General features: G+C 32.2%; 17 protein-coding genes, 2 tRNA genes and 1 pseudogene. 7 read left to right on the top strand and 13 right to left on the bottom strand.

The features are described 5' to 3' along the window. Window positions 1-5: 5 nt before the first annotated feature. From menB to KA833_RS04795, 4 genes are read right to left on the bottom strand one after another with little or no spacing between them, the layout of a single operon-like run. Window positions 6-824 carry a 1,4-dihydroxy-2-naphthoyl-CoA synthase gene (gene menB / locus KA833_RS04810; RefSeq protein ID WP_046208091.1) on the bottom strand — a complete coding sequence of 273 codons (819 nt, stop codon included), beginning with the start codon at window positions 822-824 and terminating at the stop codon, window positions 6-8. Further along, window positions 817-1623, bottom strand: a complete 807-nt coding sequence (menH, locus tag KA833_RS04805) for a 2-succinyl-6-hydroxy-2,4-cyclohexadiene-1-carboxylate synthase (RefSeq protein ID WP_064209414.1) — start codon at window positions 1621-1623, stop codon at window positions 817-819. The genes menB and menH overlap by 8 nt, the downstream gene beginning before the upstream one ends. Beyond that, window positions 1610-3292 (bottom strand): 2-succinyl-5-enolpyruvyl-6-hydroxy-3-cyclohexene-1-carboxylic-acid synthase, encoded by a 1683-nt coding sequence (gene menD, locus KA833_RS04800; RefSeq protein ID WP_070657728.1) that lies wholly within the window; start codon window positions 3290-3292, stop codon window positions 1610-1612. The genes menH and menD overlap by 14 nt, the downstream gene beginning before the upstream one ends. Further along, entirely contained in the window at window positions 3285-4637 is a 1353-nt protein-coding gene (locus KA833_RS04795) for an isochorismate synthase (protein ID WP_046208088.1), read from the bottom strand. The genes menD and KA833_RS04795 overlap by 8 nt, the downstream gene beginning before the upstream one ends. Window positions 4638-4827: 190 nt before the next feature. Here KA833_RS04795 and KA833_RS04790 point away from each other — a divergent pair, with 190 nt between their 5' ends. After that, window positions 4828-5766: a 1,4-dihydroxy-2-naphthoate polyprenyltransferase gene (locus KA833_RS04790; protein WP_064209416.1), complete on the top strand. Its 939-nt coding sequence runs from the start codon at window positions 4828-4830 to the stop codon at window positions 5764-5766. Window positions 5767-5850: 84 nt separating this feature from the next. Here the strand turns inward: KA833_RS04790 and KA833_RS04785 are convergent, their stop codons facing one another. Continuing rightward, window positions 5851-6402, bottom strand: coding sequence for a GNAT family N-acetyltransferase (locus tag KA833_RS04785; RefSeq protein WP_046208086.1), 552 nt, complete (start codon window positions 6400-6402; stop codon window positions 5851-5853). 176 nt (window positions 6403-6578) lie between these two features. On the opposite strand from KA833_RS04785, the gene KA833_RS04780 reads away from it, so the two are divergent. Continuing rightward, window positions 6579-6791, top strand: a complete 213-nt coding sequence (locus tag KA833_RS04780; protein ID WP_046208085.1) for a TM2 domain-containing protein — start codon at window positions 6579-6581, stop codon at window positions 6789-6791. A 108-nt stretch (window positions 6792-6899) separates the two neighbouring features. Then, on the top strand, window positions 6900-6989 hold the full coding sequence (locus KA833_RS14070) for an SAR1012 family small protein (RefSeq protein WP_019469096.1): 90 nt from the start codon (window positions 6900-6902) through the stop codon (window positions 6987-6989). Window positions 6990-7389: 400 nt separating this feature from the next. Here KA833_RS14070 and KA833_RS14065 read toward each other — a convergent pair. Then, window positions 7390-7521 (bottom strand): annotated as a pseudogene (locus tag KA833_RS14065) (nucleoside triphosphate pyrophosphohydrolase family protein); the annotation flags it as partial. Window positions 7522-7617: 96 nt separating this feature from the next. On the opposite strand from KA833_RS14065, the gene KA833_RS04775 reads away from it, so the two are divergent. After that, window positions 7618-7959 (top strand): magnetosome magnetite crystal formation protein family, encoded by a 342-nt coding sequence (locus tag KA833_RS04775; RefSeq protein ID WP_080937822.1) that lies wholly within the window; start codon window positions 7618-7620, stop codon window positions 7957-7959. Window positions 7960-8693: 734 nt separating this feature from the next. Here KA833_RS04775 and KA833_RS04770 read toward each other — a convergent pair. The 3 genes from KA833_RS04770 to KA833_RS04760 all read right to left on the bottom strand — a co-directional run bounded on the left by KA833_RS04770 (window position 8694) and on the right by KA833_RS04760 (window position 9576). After that, window positions 8694-8782: transfer RNA gene (locus KA833_RS04770), tRNA-Ser, on the bottom strand. A gap of 2 nt (window positions 8783-8784) precedes the next feature. Further along, a tRNA-Asn gene (locus KA833_RS04765) sits at window positions 8785-8859 on the bottom strand. A 153-nt stretch (window positions 8860-9012) separates the two neighbouring features. Continuing rightward, complete coding sequence (locus tag KA833_RS04760; RefSeq protein ID WP_210128695.1) at window positions 9013-9576, bottom strand: competence protein ComK; 564 nt, start codon at window positions 9574-9576, stop codon at window positions 9013-9015. 251 nt (window positions 9577-9827) lie between these two features. Between KA833_RS04760 and KA833_RS04755 the strand changes: the two genes are divergently transcribed. Beyond that, a complete protein-coding gene (locus KA833_RS04755) occupies window positions 9828-10046 on the top strand; it encodes an IDEAL domain-containing protein (protein ID WP_046208082.1) in 219 nt (72 codons plus the stop codon). A gap of 78 nt (window positions 10047-10124) precedes the next feature. On the opposite strand, the gene lplA is transcribed toward KA833_RS04755, so the two are convergent. Further along, complete coding sequence (lplA, locus tag KA833_RS04750) at window positions 10125-11114, bottom strand: lipoate--protein ligase (protein WP_046208081.1); 990 nt, start codon at window positions 11112-11114, stop codon at window positions 10125-10127. Window positions 11115-11311: 197 nt separating this feature from the next. Between lplA and KA833_RS04745 the strand changes: the two genes are divergently transcribed. Together KA833_RS04745 and KA833_RS04740 are read left to right on the top strand one after the other, a co-directional pair. Then, complete coding sequence (locus KA833_RS04745) at window positions 11312-11497, top strand: YkvS family protein (protein WP_002508073.1); 186 nt, start codon at window positions 11312-11314, stop codon at window positions 11495-11497. Between the two features lie 5 nt (window positions 11498-11502). Continuing rightward, window positions 11503-12105, top strand: coding sequence for a CPBP family glutamic-type intramembrane protease (locus KA833_RS04740; RefSeq protein WP_046208080.1), 603 nt, complete (start codon window positions 11503-11505; stop codon window positions 12103-12105). A 190-nt stretch (window positions 12106-12295) separates the two neighbouring features. Here the strand turns inward: KA833_RS04740 and KA833_RS04735 are convergent, their stop codons facing one another. The 3 genes from KA833_RS04735 to KA833_RS04725 form a co-directional block, all read right to left on the bottom strand. After that, window positions 12296-13804 (bottom strand): bifunctional metallophosphatase/5'-nucleotidase, encoded by a 1509-nt coding sequence (locus KA833_RS04735; RefSeq protein ID WP_107360345.1) that lies wholly within the window; start codon window positions 13802-13804, stop codon window positions 12296-12298. A gap of 196 nt (window positions 13805-14000) precedes the next feature. Next, window positions 14001-15359 carry a TrkH family potassium uptake protein gene (locus KA833_RS04730; RefSeq protein WP_046208078.1) on the bottom strand — a complete coding sequence of 453 codons (1359 nt, stop codon included), beginning with the start codon at window positions 15357-15359 and terminating at the stop codon, window positions 14001-14003. Window positions 15360-15377: 18 nt separating this feature from the next. Then, a complete protein-coding gene (locus tag KA833_RS04725) occupies window positions 15378-17132 on the bottom strand; it encodes a S1C family serine protease (protein WP_210128696.1) in 1755 nt (584 codons plus the stop codon). Window positions 17133-17314: the final 182 nt, after the last annotated feature.

The following is a 17314-nucleotide window of genomic DNA, read 5'->3' as shown; positions in this document are numbered from 1 at the left end:
TTTACTTATGGAAATTTAGGGAATTGATCAAAATCAGGATTACGTTTTTCTTTAAACGCATCTCTGCCTTCTTTAGCTTCGTCTGTTGTGTAATACAACAGCGTAGCATCGCCCGCCATTTGTTGTAATCCTGCTAATCCATCAGTGTCAGCGTTCATCGCTGCTTTTAAGAATCTTAATGCTGTCGGAGAATGTTGCATCATTTCTTCACACCATTTCACCGTTTCATCCTCTATATCAGCTAAAGGTACAACAGTATTTACTAAGCCCATGTCTAAAGCTTCTTGTGCATTGTATTGACGGCATAAATACCATATTTCACGTGCTTTTTTATGTCCTACAATGCGCGCTAAATATCCTGAACCATAACCTGCATCAAATGATCCTACTTTTGGACCTGTTTGACCAAATATTGCATTATCTGCAGCGATTGTTAAGTCACAAACAACATTTAATACATTTCCGCCACCAATTGCATATCCTCTAACCATCGCGATGACAGGTTTTGGAATAATACGTATCAATCTTTGTAAATCCAACACATTAAGACGCGGAATTTGATCTTCACCTACATAGCCACCATGGCCACGTACTTTTTGGTCTCCACCTGAACAGAATGCTTTATCACCTTCACCTGTAAGGACAATAACCGAAATACGTTGATCATCTCTAGCTCTTGTAAATGCATCTATCATTTCTTGTACCGTATTCGGCGTAAACGCATTACGAACTTCAGGTCTATTAATAGTTACTTTGGCTATGCCGTTATAAAATTCGTACTTAATCTCTTTATATTCTTTAATTGTTTCCCATTGTCTAGTCATTTTGCTCCTCCTTAAAAATAAAACCTAACACTATTTTATCAAATTCTGTCATTTCTTCCACATGTACAGTATGACCACTACCACTAACTTCATATAGACTCGTCTCTGGTATTAAGTCGCACATGTGATAACCAATTTTTATAAATTTTTCGTCGAAACTTCCTACAATTATACAAGTTGGAACTGCAATATCTGATATTTTTGGCCATAAGTTAGGCATTTGTCCAGTACCATACTCTCGTAAAGCTTTTGCTAATCTCACAGGATTTTGTTGTAATCGCATTTGACGAATCTTTCGTTTTGTTTCTGTATTTAAATTATACTGACTTTGAAATAAAGGTAATTTTTCCCAATCATTTACAAAAATTTCTAATCCAGCGATTTCTAAAACTTTTGCACGTGCTTGATCAATTTGAATTCTTTCGATGCGGTCGTCTTCATCTGCAATACCTGGTGAACTGCTTTCTAATATCAATCCATTTAAGTGGCACGTTCCATAAAGCGCATAATATAAAGCGATTCTACCACCCATAGAATAACCGTGTAAAAAAATACGATACGCCTTAAACAAAGCTAATGTATCGTCTAATAATTGGCAGATAAATTCAAAATTCCAAGTACTCGTTTCACTTGATTGATCAAAACCATGACCTGGCAAGTCAATGGTTAATACATTGATTTCATCTGTGAAGGTTTTGATATGTTCATCGAATGTCGATTGATCACTTATAAATCCATGTAATAATACGATCAAATCATTTGAGTTCTTTGTAGATTGATGAAATTTATAATGTAACATCTATAATATCACTCAATTTCAAATAAAGATTTTGGTGTTGGCTTAAGTTTTCATCACGATTTGTAATGATTTCATATATATGTGCACCAAGTTTTGATAGTTCTGCATACTTAAAAGTTTCAATTGTTTCAAAACGTCTGTAAGAAAAATCATAAAGTAATGCAGCATGTTCAAAGTTTAATCCTGTCGGTGTACCAAATAGTCTTTCAAAATAAATATCAGCAGACGACTTTTGTGGTAAAAAGGAGAAAATTCCGCCGCCATCATTATTTAAAAGTATGATATTTAAGTTAATATCATTTAATTTTGACATAAGTAAACCATTCATATCATGGTAAAATGCTAAATCACCTATTAATAATGTGACACGTTTATGTGCTGCCATTCCTATCGCTGTAGAAATAACACCATCTATGCCATTTGCACCTCTATTAGCATAAATCTCTGCTTCACAATCTATAAATAAGTTATCGACATCACGGATTGGCATACTATTGCTAACAAATAATGCATCCTCTTTCGTCAATTTATCTAATAGATTTGCTACAAAAGCTGACTCATCCGTAGCAGTTCTCAAATAATCTTTGATTTTAATATGTGCTTGCTTTTCTAGTGATTGCCATTTTTCTAACCAATTTTTTCGCTCTACAGTTGGAATTTCAGAAAGCTGTCTAAAGAAATCATTGGCCGACATTTCGTAAGATACATGCGGTACCTTTGGAAATGCATCTGGTTGATCATTATTTTGCACTAATATTTGAAAAGCTTCTGTAGCTTTTAACCATTGATTTACTTTTTTAGAAATCACTGGTTTACCTACGCGAATAATAAAATCAGCATTTATAGATAACCCCGATCTATACAGTAAATCATAAGTTGTCACTACATTAGGATGATGTTCTTTACGTAATTGACTCAAAGGGTCTGCCAAAATAGGCATGTCATGTATGGTTGCATAAGTAAGTATTTGATCTACATCTTGATGTTGCATATCACCCACAACAATGAGGCCTTTGCGTTTTTGCATAATCGTTTTGATTTCATTCAAACTTGCTGTTTTTTGATAATGAGGCAAGATCTTATTATCTGAATTTAACCATTCTACTTTTTCTAGGTTCGGTGTTAATGGCTCTCTAAATGGCAAATTCAAATGTATGGGTCCACGATGCGGACCGTAGAAATATTGGCTTGCTTTTTGTATTTGAAATTTGATAGTGTTTAACAAATAATCTTGTGATTCATCGGCATCTGCTATTGGAAAATCAAATTGGTATTGAACATAATTCTCGAACATATTTGTTTGATTTATCGCTTGAGGTGCACCTATTCCTCTTAATTCATGCGGTCTATCACTCGTCAATACGACTAATGGTAAATGACTTAAATCACTTTCTGCAATTGCAGGCGTATAATTGGCAGCTGCAGTACCAGATGTACATAAAATTGCAACTGGTCTTTCACTACCTTTCATTAACCCCATCGCAAAAAAAGCAGCGCTACGTTCATCTGGATGAATCCAAGATTTCAGTTTTGGATGTGCCTCTATAGCAATAGCTAGTGGCGTTGAACGAGAACCAGGGCTTATTACCACTTCTCTTATGCCATATGCATATAGTTCTGAGACTAATGTAAAAACTTGTTTTGTTAAAGCGTCTGTGTGATTACTCATATTTCTCTACTCCTAAAGCTTTCATCATCGGATTGAATTTAACCGCAGTTTCTTCTACTTCACTATCAGCATCAGAATTTTGTACAATACCGCAACCAGCAAATAAAGTAGCTTGATTCTTTTTAATTAACATCGATCTAATAGCTACGATGAACTCACAGTTATCATACATATCAATATATCCTACTGGTGCGCCATATAGACCTCGTGTACCAAATTCATTATTTTCAATATAAGAAATTGCTTCTTCCTTAGGATAACCACCTAATGCTGGTGTAGGATGAAGATTATCTAATAATCCAATATATGAATTTTGTAACAACCGTCCTTCAATTTTGGTATATAAATGATATAAATGATCATTTGTTAAAATTTGAGGTTTTTTATTAAATGTAATTTCTTCTACATAAGGTTTGATATCATTTAATATACTTTTAACAACAAAATGATGCTCATTTAAATTCTTGTCATCGTTTAAAAATGCATCAATATTTGCCTTATCTATGTCATCTCGATGTGTTCTTTTAATTGTACCAGCAACAGCTTTCGTCGATAACACGTCATCTTTGACTTCCATTAATTGCTCAGGGGTTTGGGAGAAAAACACACTATCTTGTGATTCAAGCACAAATAAGTAGCTATTATGTTCACCCTGCATTGCCCTATTGAGTATATATGGAATGTTAATGTTTTTATCAAACATAATAAGCCTTTTTCTTGCAAGGACAATTTTTTTATTTTCATCTAAAATATCAATTGTATCTTTAACTAACTCACGCCATTCGTCTTTATAAATATCGTCAATTCTTTTAATATCCCCTATTTCATCACTAGGTTGAACGTCCTTTTGTGTAAGTCTATCAATGATTGCTAAGAAAGTATCTATCTCAAACTTATCGGCTTCTACTGTATACGTTATAAATGATTGTCCCTGCTCCATCGTAACGAGTACTTCAGGTAAGACAAAATGATTAATACCAAACTCACGCCATTCATCACCTGATTTATGCGTTGAAAATTGGAAACCACCACAAATTTTCAAATGATGTCTTTCTGAATTTGGATGTATTAACTCAATATCATTTTTATACTTTTCCCACTCACGAAAAATAGATTGTTTATTTTCAAAATCGTTTTTAAATCTCGTGATAGCATGATAGCCAAAGAATGAAGTTTCGTTGTCATTTTTCTTGAAATAAAAACGGTCTCCCGCACAATCTTCGGTTAAATGAAATAATAATGTAGGCTCTAATTCATAATCTAATTTTGCTTCTACAGAAACCCAAGTATGGTTACTTTCGTATACCGCTTCGACAATTTCACTTTCCTTGACATCTAAAGTCATCTATTTCACTTCTTTCATTTCAATATCAGTTTACACTCATTATAATATTGTACCACTTTTCACAATCTGTGTACGTTTTTCAGCTTATTTCATGTAGACAATTTTTCCGTAAGTTGACCTTTACAACTTCTTCTATTAAAATTAATTTGATAAAAATTAATTATATTAAAAGAATTCGAGGTAAATCATTATGGCATCTCAATACCAACAATATTCAACAGTCAGAAAATACTGGCACTTAATGCGGCCACACACATTGACTGCTGCAGTAGTTCCAGTTTTAGTAGGTACTGCAACTGCAAAAATATTCCTTCTAGGTAGTGAAGATCATCTAAAGCTTAGCTTATTCATTGCTATGCTAGTGGCATGTTTACTTATCCAAGCAGCTACAAACATGTTTAATGAATACTATGATTTTAAAAAAGGCTTAGATGACCATACTTCAGTAGGTATCGGTGGCGCAATTGTACGAAATGGCATGAGTCCAAAATTAGTCATGAACTTAGCCATAACATTTTATATTATCGCAGCGATTTTAGGTATATTTATCGCTTCCCAAAGTTCATTCTGGTTACTTCCTATTGGGTTAGTATGCATGGCAGTAGGTTACCTATATACAGGTGGACCATTCCCGATTTCATGGACACCTTTTGGAGAACTATTTTCAGGAATATTTATGGGTATGATAATTATTTTAATTGCCTTCTTTATCCAAACTGGTAACATACAAAGTTTAGCGGTATGGATTAGCATTCCAATCGTAATCACAATTGGTCTTATCAACATGGGCAATAATATCAGGGATTGGGTTAAAGATAAGGCAAGTGGTCGAAAAACATTACCCATTTTATTAGGGAAAAATAATGCTGTTCGCTTTTTAGCATTGATGTATATCGTTGCTTATTTGCTCGTTATCTATATCACTTTCTTTAAACCTGGTGGTTCGATTTTCTTCTTGCTAGCTTTATTATCTTTCCCAATGCCAATCAAAGCAGTTAGAAGATTTAAAAAGAACGACACACCTGAAACAATGATGCCTGCAATGGCTGCTACTGGAAAAACAAATACATTCTTTGGTTTCCTTTATGCATTAGGTATCTATATCAGTGCTTTATTAGGTGGGATTTAATAACACTCTGTATTTAATTTATTATATATACAAAATCGTTCTTCATTCATTTGATGAACGATTTTGTATTTTTACTAGTATATGCTAAACATGTACTAAGTGATAATGCATATGTCCATATAAATCAAATTCACTTTTAATTTCAAAACCTAATTTTTCATAGACACGTAATGCTGCAGTATTATCAACATCACAATTTAAACTCCATTTTTCATCTGGGTAGTTTGAAATGACATGTTTAATCAATTTCGTTGCTACACCATTTCCACGAAAATGAGGAAATGTTGCTACAGTTTCAATGTACCATTCATCATTAGCAGCCTCTTTCATCGGCATTGGTGTGCCATAAGATTTTATATCTTCCTCTAAATCCATGTCTAGCCATGCTTGTTCAAGTTCTAATTCTTTACTGCCAGGATATGCGATCAAACAGCCTGCAACGTTACCATCAATTTCATACACCCATACATTACTAATGTGCCCTCTATATTTTACATCTACCATGCTTTGTTCCATTATATTTAGCAAACGAAATTTTTCGACTTCCTTTACCATATCGATATCTAATTGACTCCAAATGATATAACATAATTCTGCAATATCTTTTTTGTCACTAGGCTTAGCTTTTCTAATCATTTTATTTCTCCTTTATTTATTACGATTATTAATTCCATTATATCTGAATCAATTTAAAATTTCGATGTAATAACAACCATATAATTCAAATTTTGTCACATTGTTTTATTTGTTCAATTTCACTATTTAAGAGATAATTAATACAATAATCTAGAAAATGAAAGGACATTATACACATGAAAGTAAACAAAGTTATATACGTCGTACTTGCATTTCTTTTGGGTTGGTGTGGCATACATAAATTTTACTCAAACCAATTACTACAAGGTATTATACATTTAATATTTTTTTGGACTGGCATCCCTTATATTATTGCTATCATTAGCGGGATATTAACAATTTTCTTTAACAAAGCAGATGAAAATGGTCTCATTACCCTCGAAAAATAGTTTTATACTAACTTGCTAAAAAATCCCTTACATTTTCATTACACTTATAAAAAATGGGTAAAGGTATGTAAGTAGCATGTATGAGTTTCGTTTAGGAGGTAAAATTTTATGAATATTATAAAACGTGTTTTTAGAACACTGATTGTCGGTTATATTGTAAGAGGAATTAGAAACTTAATAAGTAAAAAAACAAAATAAATTAAAGCCCCACTTCTCAATTTATTGAGTTAGTGGGGCTTATGCATGAGCTAGATCAGGCAATCCCTAATACCACTTCTCTATTTATTGAATTAGCGAGCTTATGTATGAGCAATGATGCTCTAGTCACATTGCAATAACGGAAAACAAATCCATATAATAATAAATCTCTCTCTTTTCTGCACCCATCCACATCTAAATTATTCATTTAAACTTACTTTTATGTTTTACTGAAAAGCAATTACTATTTGCTAATGTTGTCGCATAATTTTTATTACGTATTTATCGAAAATTAACCGGACGTAACAAAAAAAGTTAAATCAACGTATTATTTACGTCAACTTAACGGGAATTCGGCATTACCTTTACCGTCTTTTAAATCTTCCATTTTGTTACGTTATAATGCTGCACCGACTTTGCCAGCTTCTTCATAGAATTTTAATGTTCGTCTATCTGAATTACCATTATGTAATTTTTTATCTATACTCCATTGTTCTACTTGTATTAATAATTGATCTAGTGTGTTCGTAATTTAAATATTCTTCCTTATCTATCAATATTGTTAGATTTTATATATTGCTTCAAATTTATTTTGTTAAGTGTTTTAATTGCTTTGGAGGTGATTATATTGAATCAATCTAATAAAAATCAAAATATTTTATCATCACTAAGTTATTTCAGTGTGTTTTTCGCACCAATTATATTTCCAATATTCGTTTGGATATTTGCTGAAAAACCAACTTCTACTCATGGTAGAAAAGCATTATTTAATCACATTTGGGTATATATTTTCTTATTCTTTGCAAATCTAGGTTTCATCTTTTCTCGAGAAGTTTTCGATAAACCTTTTGACAATCAAGAAGTAATATCTAATGTTTCATTCGGTATAGGCATTTTTTTATTACTCATTGCTGGCATTATATTTCTTTTCAACATCATTCGTGGTATCAAATTGCTTACGGATAAATAATATTGTCCCATCCTTAACTGGATGGCTTTTTCCATCTTTATATTCTCTCCCTTTCATCGTCTACATGCTACAATCTATCAATACTGCCGTGACATTAATTACAAATAAAGCAGCTATAAAGACTTTAAAAAAGTTCTTGTTAGAAACAATGTTGATAATTTTACATCACTTTTGATAAGACATACCCATGCATCAATATATTAAAGTAAAGAATTTTCAATGCCATATATTAGTAAAAGATTAGGTCATGCAAATATTAAAATTACTTGGTGAGTATATAATCATTTGCTTGAATAATTGAAATCACAGGAAGATGATAAGCTACTTAAAGCCTTTAATTTCTAGCTGGACAACTCAACGGACAAAAAATTTTAAAAGTGTTCAAGTCGTCCCATGTTGACCAAAATTTATAGAATTCACTTTTGTATATTTTTCATAAAATAAAAAGAACGCTGATTTAACAACGTTCTTTTGTTATCCAAAGTATTTACTTGAAATGATTTTTCTGTTTTTACGGAAACAGTTAAAGCCGAAAGCGATAAGGTTATTCAAGCGTTAGAAAGTATGGAAACTCACACCAATGCGTTGGCGTATCTTGTAAAATCTATATAACTATTGGCATTTCATCGTCTTAAAAGTTCATTTAAGACACTTAGCCAAACTTATCCAAATATAATAAAAACCCGTCAAATCAACGTTTTACTCACGTCAACTTAACGGGATTATCTAAATTACGGAAACGGAGGGATTCGAACCCTCGCGCCGCTCTCGCGACCTACACCCTTAGCAGGGGCGCCTCTTCAGCCAACTTGAGTACGTTTCCAATGGCTCCACAGGTAGGACTCGAACCTACGACCGATCGGTTAACAGCCGATAGCTCTACCACTGAGCTACTGTGGATAAATAGTATCTCTAATCAAGCACAAATATTATTATATCAATTAATAGCAAATTTTCAAGAGATATCGTAAAAAAATATGCAGAACATTTACACTAAATTAATATAATATTCCGCATATTCTACTTTTACATTAATATTTTTAATAAACTTTACTATTTACTTTCAAACAAAGAATACTTAGCAAGTGCTTCATATATATTTAATTGTGGTTTTGTATAATCTATAGGAGATTCTGGATCAAAAGTTGCAACTCTTGCCGCTCTATCCATCATATAATAATAATAAATACCATTTAAATATTGTTGTTGCATGCTATGAGCTGAAATGTTTACAACGATAGATTGATTATCAACAAAGTTCACTTTGCATTTTTTATCTTTGAGTGATTTAATACTTTGAACATAATGGATATTAATCCATGTATTTTGTGTTTTTCTATCAGAATGTGTTGGAAAAAAATAAGTGGGAAATAAAGGAGTGAATAAAATCGGGGGCTTGCTGCTAATACCTGTAATTCGAATGGTATCCTCTTTTTTAAAAACATAACTACTACCATAAAATCTACAAGAGCGGTCAATAATTTTGTGGGTACGTTCTTTTATTGTACTTTCATCTTCTTTATACCTTAGCACTCTTGTTCCTTCATATTGGCCAACGGGTAAATGGCACGGTTGCAATGACATATCACCTTTTTTAATAATATACGGTTGAATCATAGTTGTAACCTCCTTACAATTTTGGTGATACTCAAATAATATACTATCATCATTTTAAAATCAACTTATATTATAAAATATTTTCTATATATTCTACAATTAAATTTTAGTTACGAATCTTTTTCTATTTTTTAATTATTGAAAGTTTCGTTTTACACTTATTTTTTCGGAAAAGTCAGAATATTCGTTGATTTAAAAATCAAAACCTTGTATAATGTATTTTAAATATAGATAGAGGGGTTGTGTTGATAATGAAACATAATACACATGTAAAATACAATACTTTAGAGTCTTTTGTATCAACAATTAATGACTTAGGTATCGAATTAATCATTGATGAATCGTTAAGGAATGTCCGTAAGCAACAATTAGAAAATCTCATCGATCATGCACTTAAAAATAAAAACGAGAATGATTTCAAACGCTATACAGAAGAATATAAACATTTGGAGGCATATCTCGTTGGTTAATTTAGTTGTCATATATTTAAAATAAGGTCTATTCACTAATTAATTAAAGTTAGCGAATAGACCTTTTATATTGTTTATTTAAGACATTAATCTGATTAGCTCATATCTATCAATATCTCCAAAATAGTGATAGATATCATAATCTGCTAATGCTTCTTCTATACTATCAAAGTCATGCAATGTGCCTTCCAATGCATGTTCTAATTCAGTAACGTCTCCCACACCAAAGAAGTCACCGAAAATTTTAGCATGTTCAATTCTTCCTTTTTTAACATCTAATTTAATTTGAACAAATCCTTTTTCAAATTTTTCTTCTCGTTCAAAATTATATTTAGGATTTCTACCGTAATTCCATTCCCAAGTACGATATTTTTCATTACTTAATTGCTCTATATTTGCCCAATCTTCGTCTGAAAGCTTATATTCTTCAACTTGTGTAGCCTCACCAAATATTGTTTTTAAAATAATTTCTTTAAAAGTATCAATATCTAATGGTTCAGTTAAGAATTCTGAGATATTAGCAACTCTACTTCTCACAGATTTAATACCTTTCGATTTAATTTTTGCTGGATTCACACGCAAGGCATTTTGAACTTCATTTAATTCACTGTTTAACATTAAAGTACCATGGCTAAACATTCTATCTTTTACTTTGACCATGGCATTACCGGAAATTTTAGCTTTACCGATTTGAATATCGTTTCGGCCACTCATTTCTGCATCTAATCCAAGTGATTTCAATGCTTCCACTATAGGTTCAGTGAACTTTTTAAAATTATGAAAACTATTGCCATCATCATCCGTTATAAAACTAAAGTTTAGGTTGCCTGTATCATGGTACACGGCACCGCCACCTGAAATACGTCTGACTACATCTATACCATGTTCATCAATATAAGGTTGGTTCACTTCTTCAATCGTATTCTGATTTTTGCCAATAATAATTGAAGGACGATTGACATAAAACAGAAAATAACTATCGTCATTCGGCATGTGCTTTAATACATATTCTTCCATTGCCAAATTTAATGTTGGATCTGTAATATCATTATTACTAATAAATTTCATATACTGCACTCCTTTTCCTCTTAATACCCTTACCTTATTTATGCAATATTTTCATTAAAAATGCCAATCATTTAACTGATTTATACTAATTTTTCTAAAAAAAGAATGATAACTGTATATTTAAAGGTTATTTGTTTATTTGTCTGTCGTTTTTTTGTATAATACTATCTAGTTAGCATTTCTAGGGAGGATTCAATATGACTGTCGCAGAAGTCGGAAATATAGTAGAATTTTATGACGGTTTAAAAGGCCGCGTAGAAAAAATTAATGACAACTCTGTAATTGTAGATTTAACAATTATGGAAAACTTCAATGATCTAGACCTGCCTGAAAAAACTGTCATCAATCACAAGCGATATACAATCGTCGAACAAGAAGGATAGTTTATATGAATAGAATTTCAAACGCTTTAATCTGGTTTATTGTAAGCTTCATCGTATTTCACATTATTTTATATATCATGTGGGGTGAAAAGCAAGAATACTGGTACCTTTATACTGGTATCATGCTTATCGCAGGTATCAGTTATATATTTTACCAAAGAGATATTGAATCAAAAAGATTATTAACATCTCTAGGGATAGGTATTATTACGGGTATCGTACTCATTATTATACAGCTAGTTTTAGCAGCTATCTCATCAGATATTCAGTACGCATCACTGATTAAAGAGTTAACGCGAACAGGTGTATACTTTAAATGGCAAATGTTAGTTACTTTATTATTTGTGATACCGTGTCATGAACTTTATATGAGAACTGTATTACAAAAAGAACTACTCAAATTAAACATTCCAATGTGGTTAAGCGTATTAATAACAGCAATTTGTTCTGCTTCTTTATTTTTCTATCTAGATAAAATGTGGATTGTTTTCTTTGTATTCATCGTTCAAATTGTGCTTTCATTAAGTTATTATTATACGCGTAGAATTGCTACGACTGTCATAGCACAAATTGTTGCAGTAGTTATTCTATTAATTTTCCACGGATAAATTGAAATAGAAACACAAGCTTATGAATGATGTAAAAAAGATTAAGATTTTACAGCTTATACCCCACAGTTTGAAAAAGATGAGGGCATAAAAGGTCTCTGAATGAAAATAAACGCCAATTTCTATTGAAATAATATAGAAATTGGCGTTTTCTTTGGTTTTAAGAGATTTTTATAGCACATAAATTTTATCAAATAATAACATTAAATGTTTGTTTTTGTTCGATGTGGTAGTCATTATCTTTTAAATTTCTAGCAATTAATTCAACCATCGTAATTTCACCCGTTTCGTGAATGACAGCATCTTCTAAATATTGCTTATAGTTTCTATAGCAGTAATCAGTCATACTTACACGATACATGTGGTCTAATTTAATATTTTCCAATGTCACACGATGGTATGGCTCTGCATTCATATCTATTGTATAGTTAACACCTTGCCAAAACGTACATAAGGTTTCATCTACGATTGTTAAGCTCAATGCGCCGTCACTAAAAGCTATATGTGAATAGCAATACTCTAAAATATCATGAATCTGTTGACCTTTCATTGTTAAATCAACTGGGACATCTGGATGAGGATAGGCATTAAATAAATCTTCATTTGTAATGATGCCATTGAGCCCCTCTTCACCACTCATTGGTAAGTGTACACAAGATATATCATAATCATAGGCTAATCGAATACTATCATGTAATAACTGTGTGAATGGATGAGGTTTTGTTATAACATCACTCAAACCATTTACCTCTGCTGACAAAGCATTTTCGTTTATGCTTTCTTCACTCCAATTACAAACTGTTTTTCTATCATAAAAAGTCAAATCTAATAATGCTTGGTCTTCTGGATAATGATTTAAATCCACAATTTTAGAATTGACATCTTCTAATTCATACGAATTTGTGCGTTTTTTAAAGTTAATCTTCACATGTATAAGTTGTTCAGCATTTTGTCCTGCTTGTACATAAAGCGTCTGATCATCTCTACCGATAAACGTTTGATGTTGATGACCAGTAATTAATAAATCAATAACGCCTAGGGTCTGCATGATTTTTTCCGCTTCATTTACATTTTGCTCACGCTCATTAGAGGTTTTATTTAGTTGATTTAGTCCACCATGGTATATAACAATTAAAAAGTCTGGCATTTCGCTTTCATGAATAAATCGAATCCAACGTTTAGAAGAGCGTAATGTTTTTTCAATTCGTACATCATTTTCCATTTCAAAATGTTCACGCTCCATTAGCCCATCTGAAGTCAAACCCACTATTGCGATTTTGACACCTTCTATTTCTTTAATTGTATATGGTGTAGAAAAATATGGTTCTTTTGTACGTTTATATTCAATATTTGCCGATAACCATGGAAACCTAGACAATGATACTGCCCTTGAAAAGAATGACAGACCAAATTTAAATTCATTAGGACTAATACCACTTGCATCGTATTGCATAGCATTCATCAATTTTATCATTGGATGACGTTTATAAGGTGCTACAACTGCATAATAAAATGCTGCTAACGAACCTGCTAAACTACCACCACTGTCTAATAAAATAACGTGATCATTTGTTTCTCTAATACTTTTAACATAAGATCCTGCTCTATAAATATTGGAATTATTCTCACCACTTTGAAAATAACTATGCATATCAGAAGTAGTGATAATGTCTATTGCGATTTTTTCACTTTTTTTCATACGCCTCTCCCCTCATTAATATTAGTCTAACACGTTTCTAAAACAGCTTGAAATAATAATAAACATATATCATCAACAGTGAATATTTGCCAACTATACGCTTTTATCCTGAAACTAAAAGCACCAGTACATCATTTGTTAGATGTACTGGCACCATTGTTTCATAAACTATTCAGTTCAGATTTACATTTAACAATCAACCAATTTGTACGCGTTCTTTAGGATAATGAAATTTATCAGGTTCTCTACGTCCACCAATCATAATAATAAAACTGATTAAACCAACACGGCCAATTAGCATCAACACCATCAAGACACCTTTACTCATATCATTCACATCACCAGTAATACCTAATGATAATCCACAAGTTCCAAATGCCGACATAACTTCAAAAAACGCTTGTAAAAATGAAACCTTTCCATTTTCAACAACCAGTATAAAAATCATACTCGTAAAAGTTAATATGCTAGCCATGATAAAAACAGCAAATGAACGTTGAACATCAGTTATGTGAATTTCACGATTAAATGCTTTGATAGACGTTTTTTCAGGTTGGTTGCTAAAGTTTAAAAGGAATAATATTAAAATCGCAAACGTCGTAGTTCTAATCCCCCCACCGACAGAACTTGGGGATGAACCTATAAACATCAGTATACCCATAACGATATTCGTACCTTCTCCAAAACCACTTACATCAATAGTTTGAAGCCCTGCGCTCCTTGTTGTAGCTGATTGGAATAATGCATAAAATAGCGATTTGTGCCAACTCATATTCTGAAAAGCTTGGTTATGTTCGAATAAAAGGATAATTAATACGCCGAAAATAAACAAACCAAAATAAGTGACCGTGGTGATTTTTGCAAATAATGAAAATCTAAAATTAGGAATTCGATTTTTGATATATGCTTTCACTTCTATCAATACAGGAAAGCCAATTGAACCTAACATGATTAAAAACATAACAATAGTTTGCACAAAATAGTCATTTGCATATGGTATAAGTGATTGTCCAGTTATATCAAGCCCACCATTTGTTGTTGCTGATACCGATACAAATAATCCTTGCATAATTGCATATTGAATGTCGGGATTATCTCTATAGAAATAAAATGCTAATAATGATGCACCAACAAGTTCTATGATAATGATTGTTCGAACAATATCTAAAATCAATTTCACAGTACCACTCATCGTATGTTTATTATTATCAAGCATGATTAATTGGCGTTCACGCATACCAATATGTTTACCTAAGACAACCCACAGCATAGTTCCAATGGCCATAACACCAATACCACCTAAATTTAGTATCAGCATGATAACCACTTGGCCAAATGTTGTGTAAGTATCAATAATGTTAACTGGCGTTAGACCTGTTACACTGACACCTGACACAGCAACAAACAAGGAATCAATTGGATCTACAGAGACATTGGACTTATGGACAAACGGCAAGTTCAGCATTAAAAATGCCACGATAATTGCCGCGATATAATACATTACAATCCCTTGTTGAGGACTTGATTTTTTTAACAATTGGTTGAAAATGGACAACGTTTCTTCACCTCAACGTTACTTCAGTTTAATCTTAATATCCTTTTCTTTACCATCCCTATATATTTTAGCTGGTAGCGTTTTTAAATCATCTTTATGATTAAAAATAATTTGTCTGTATCTAAGATTATCTTCTAATGCTTTACCATCTAATTCTACTATGACATCATTTTTTTGCAACCCGGATTTTTCACCTAATGAATCTTTTTTAACATCACCTACTAGCACGCCTTTTTTAACATCTTCTGGTAAATTAATAGATTGTTTGGTAGCTTCATCAACCTCACTAATATTAGCAATCTTCACACCTGTATTAGGATATTTAACTTCACCTTTATCTTCTAATTGCTTGGCAATGTCTTCAGCGTCATTGACCGGTATGGCAAAGGCAATACCTTCAACATTATCCATATCTATTTTCAAGGATGCTATACCTACTAACTTACTATTTCTATCAATCACGGCTCCACCTGAGTTGCCCGGATTTACAGGTGCATCTATTTGGAAAGCACTCATTAACACATCATATTGATCGTCTTTATTGATATCCACTGGTATGTGTCTGTTCAAACCTGAAATAATACCATCAGAAATACTTCCTTTAAAATCTACACCTAGAGGGTTTCCTACGACTATAATTGGTTCACCTAGTACTAAAGTACTGGAATCGCCTATTTTAATTGGTTTCACTTTACTATCCGATTTTACTTTAGCTTTAACAACGGCGATATCTGAATACTTATCCGTGCCAACAACTTTTCCAATCGCATAGTCATCATTACCATATGTAATCTTCTGTTCTTTTTTATCTCCAACCACATGTGCGTTGGTCATAATAAAAATAGAGTCGCCCACTTTTTTGTAGACGACACCTGAACCTAATTCATTTTCTTTACCTGCTTCTTGTGTCTCTTTTTCGGCAGAAGTTCTATCATCACTTGTATCATTTTCAACAGTTACTACTGAATGAATTGCACTGTTTGCACTTTTCATTGTTGTTGTATAAGCTTTATCTTTATTTTGATTATCGTTAAACACGCTATCATTTGAAGTACCATTTTCATCAACATTTTTGAATATAGCTTGTATGAGTGTAAGTAAAACAATAACTGCAACAACAATTAAAATTTTAGCCCAATGTTCAATAAAGAAAGCCTTAACTTTATCAGAAGTATTAGCTGTGCTTTCATGCTTAGTTTCATTGTTACGATTCGAATGTTCACTGGCACTTTTTTGGTGCTTCATTTGGAAAGATGTTTGTTCATCATTACTCAAATAATCATCAACTCTAGATTGTTGTGCATTCTCTGAGTAAAAGTTTTCTTCCTGCTGTTTTTCAGCTGGGACATGTTGTTCATTTGATTGTGCACTGTTATTTTGATCCACATTCTCAACATGTGATGATTTTGAATTTATATTATTTTTTTCATCCGCTATGTTCTCGTTTTCATTGTATGGATGATTGATATTGTCCGCTGAGGTTGACTCATCGTTTTCTGTTCTCTCTGGTATATGTTTTGAGTTCCGCGCAGCAGCAATGGCTTGTTGTTGCTGAATTTCTTCTTGTGTAAGCTTTTCAATACGTGCTTTTCTTAAATTTTCTTTCACACGCTCTTCATTATTTTTAGCAAGTATTTCAGCCTTTTCTTCACGCTGTTTTCTAGCTTGACGTTCTTGTTGCACACGTTGTTCCCGTTCCTCGTTATGAAAGTACTCACGTCGTTTGCGTCCATACTTTACTTTTGGGATGACATGTTTTTTATTTTGCGTCACAATAAGCCCCCCTATTACTTTTGATTGCAATTCTATTATGACATATCAAATATAATTTTTCTGCTTTATTTTGTCATATAAAGTTAGCATACTACAGATTATAGTCTCTTTTATTAAAAAATTCTAACTTTATCTCATGAAAAATAAAACAAAGCCTGAGACATAGTTTTTTATGACTCAGA

Origin of the sequence: Staphylococcus sp. GDY8P67P, from assembly GCF_017892545.1 — a bacterium.
GTDB classification, from domain to species: domain Bacteria; phylum Bacillota; class Bacilli; order Staphylococcales; family Staphylococcaceae; genus Staphylococcus; species Staphylococcus ureilyticus.
Note: the sequence above shows the minus strand (reverse complement) of the source record. Positions and strands in the feature narration are given on the sequence as shown.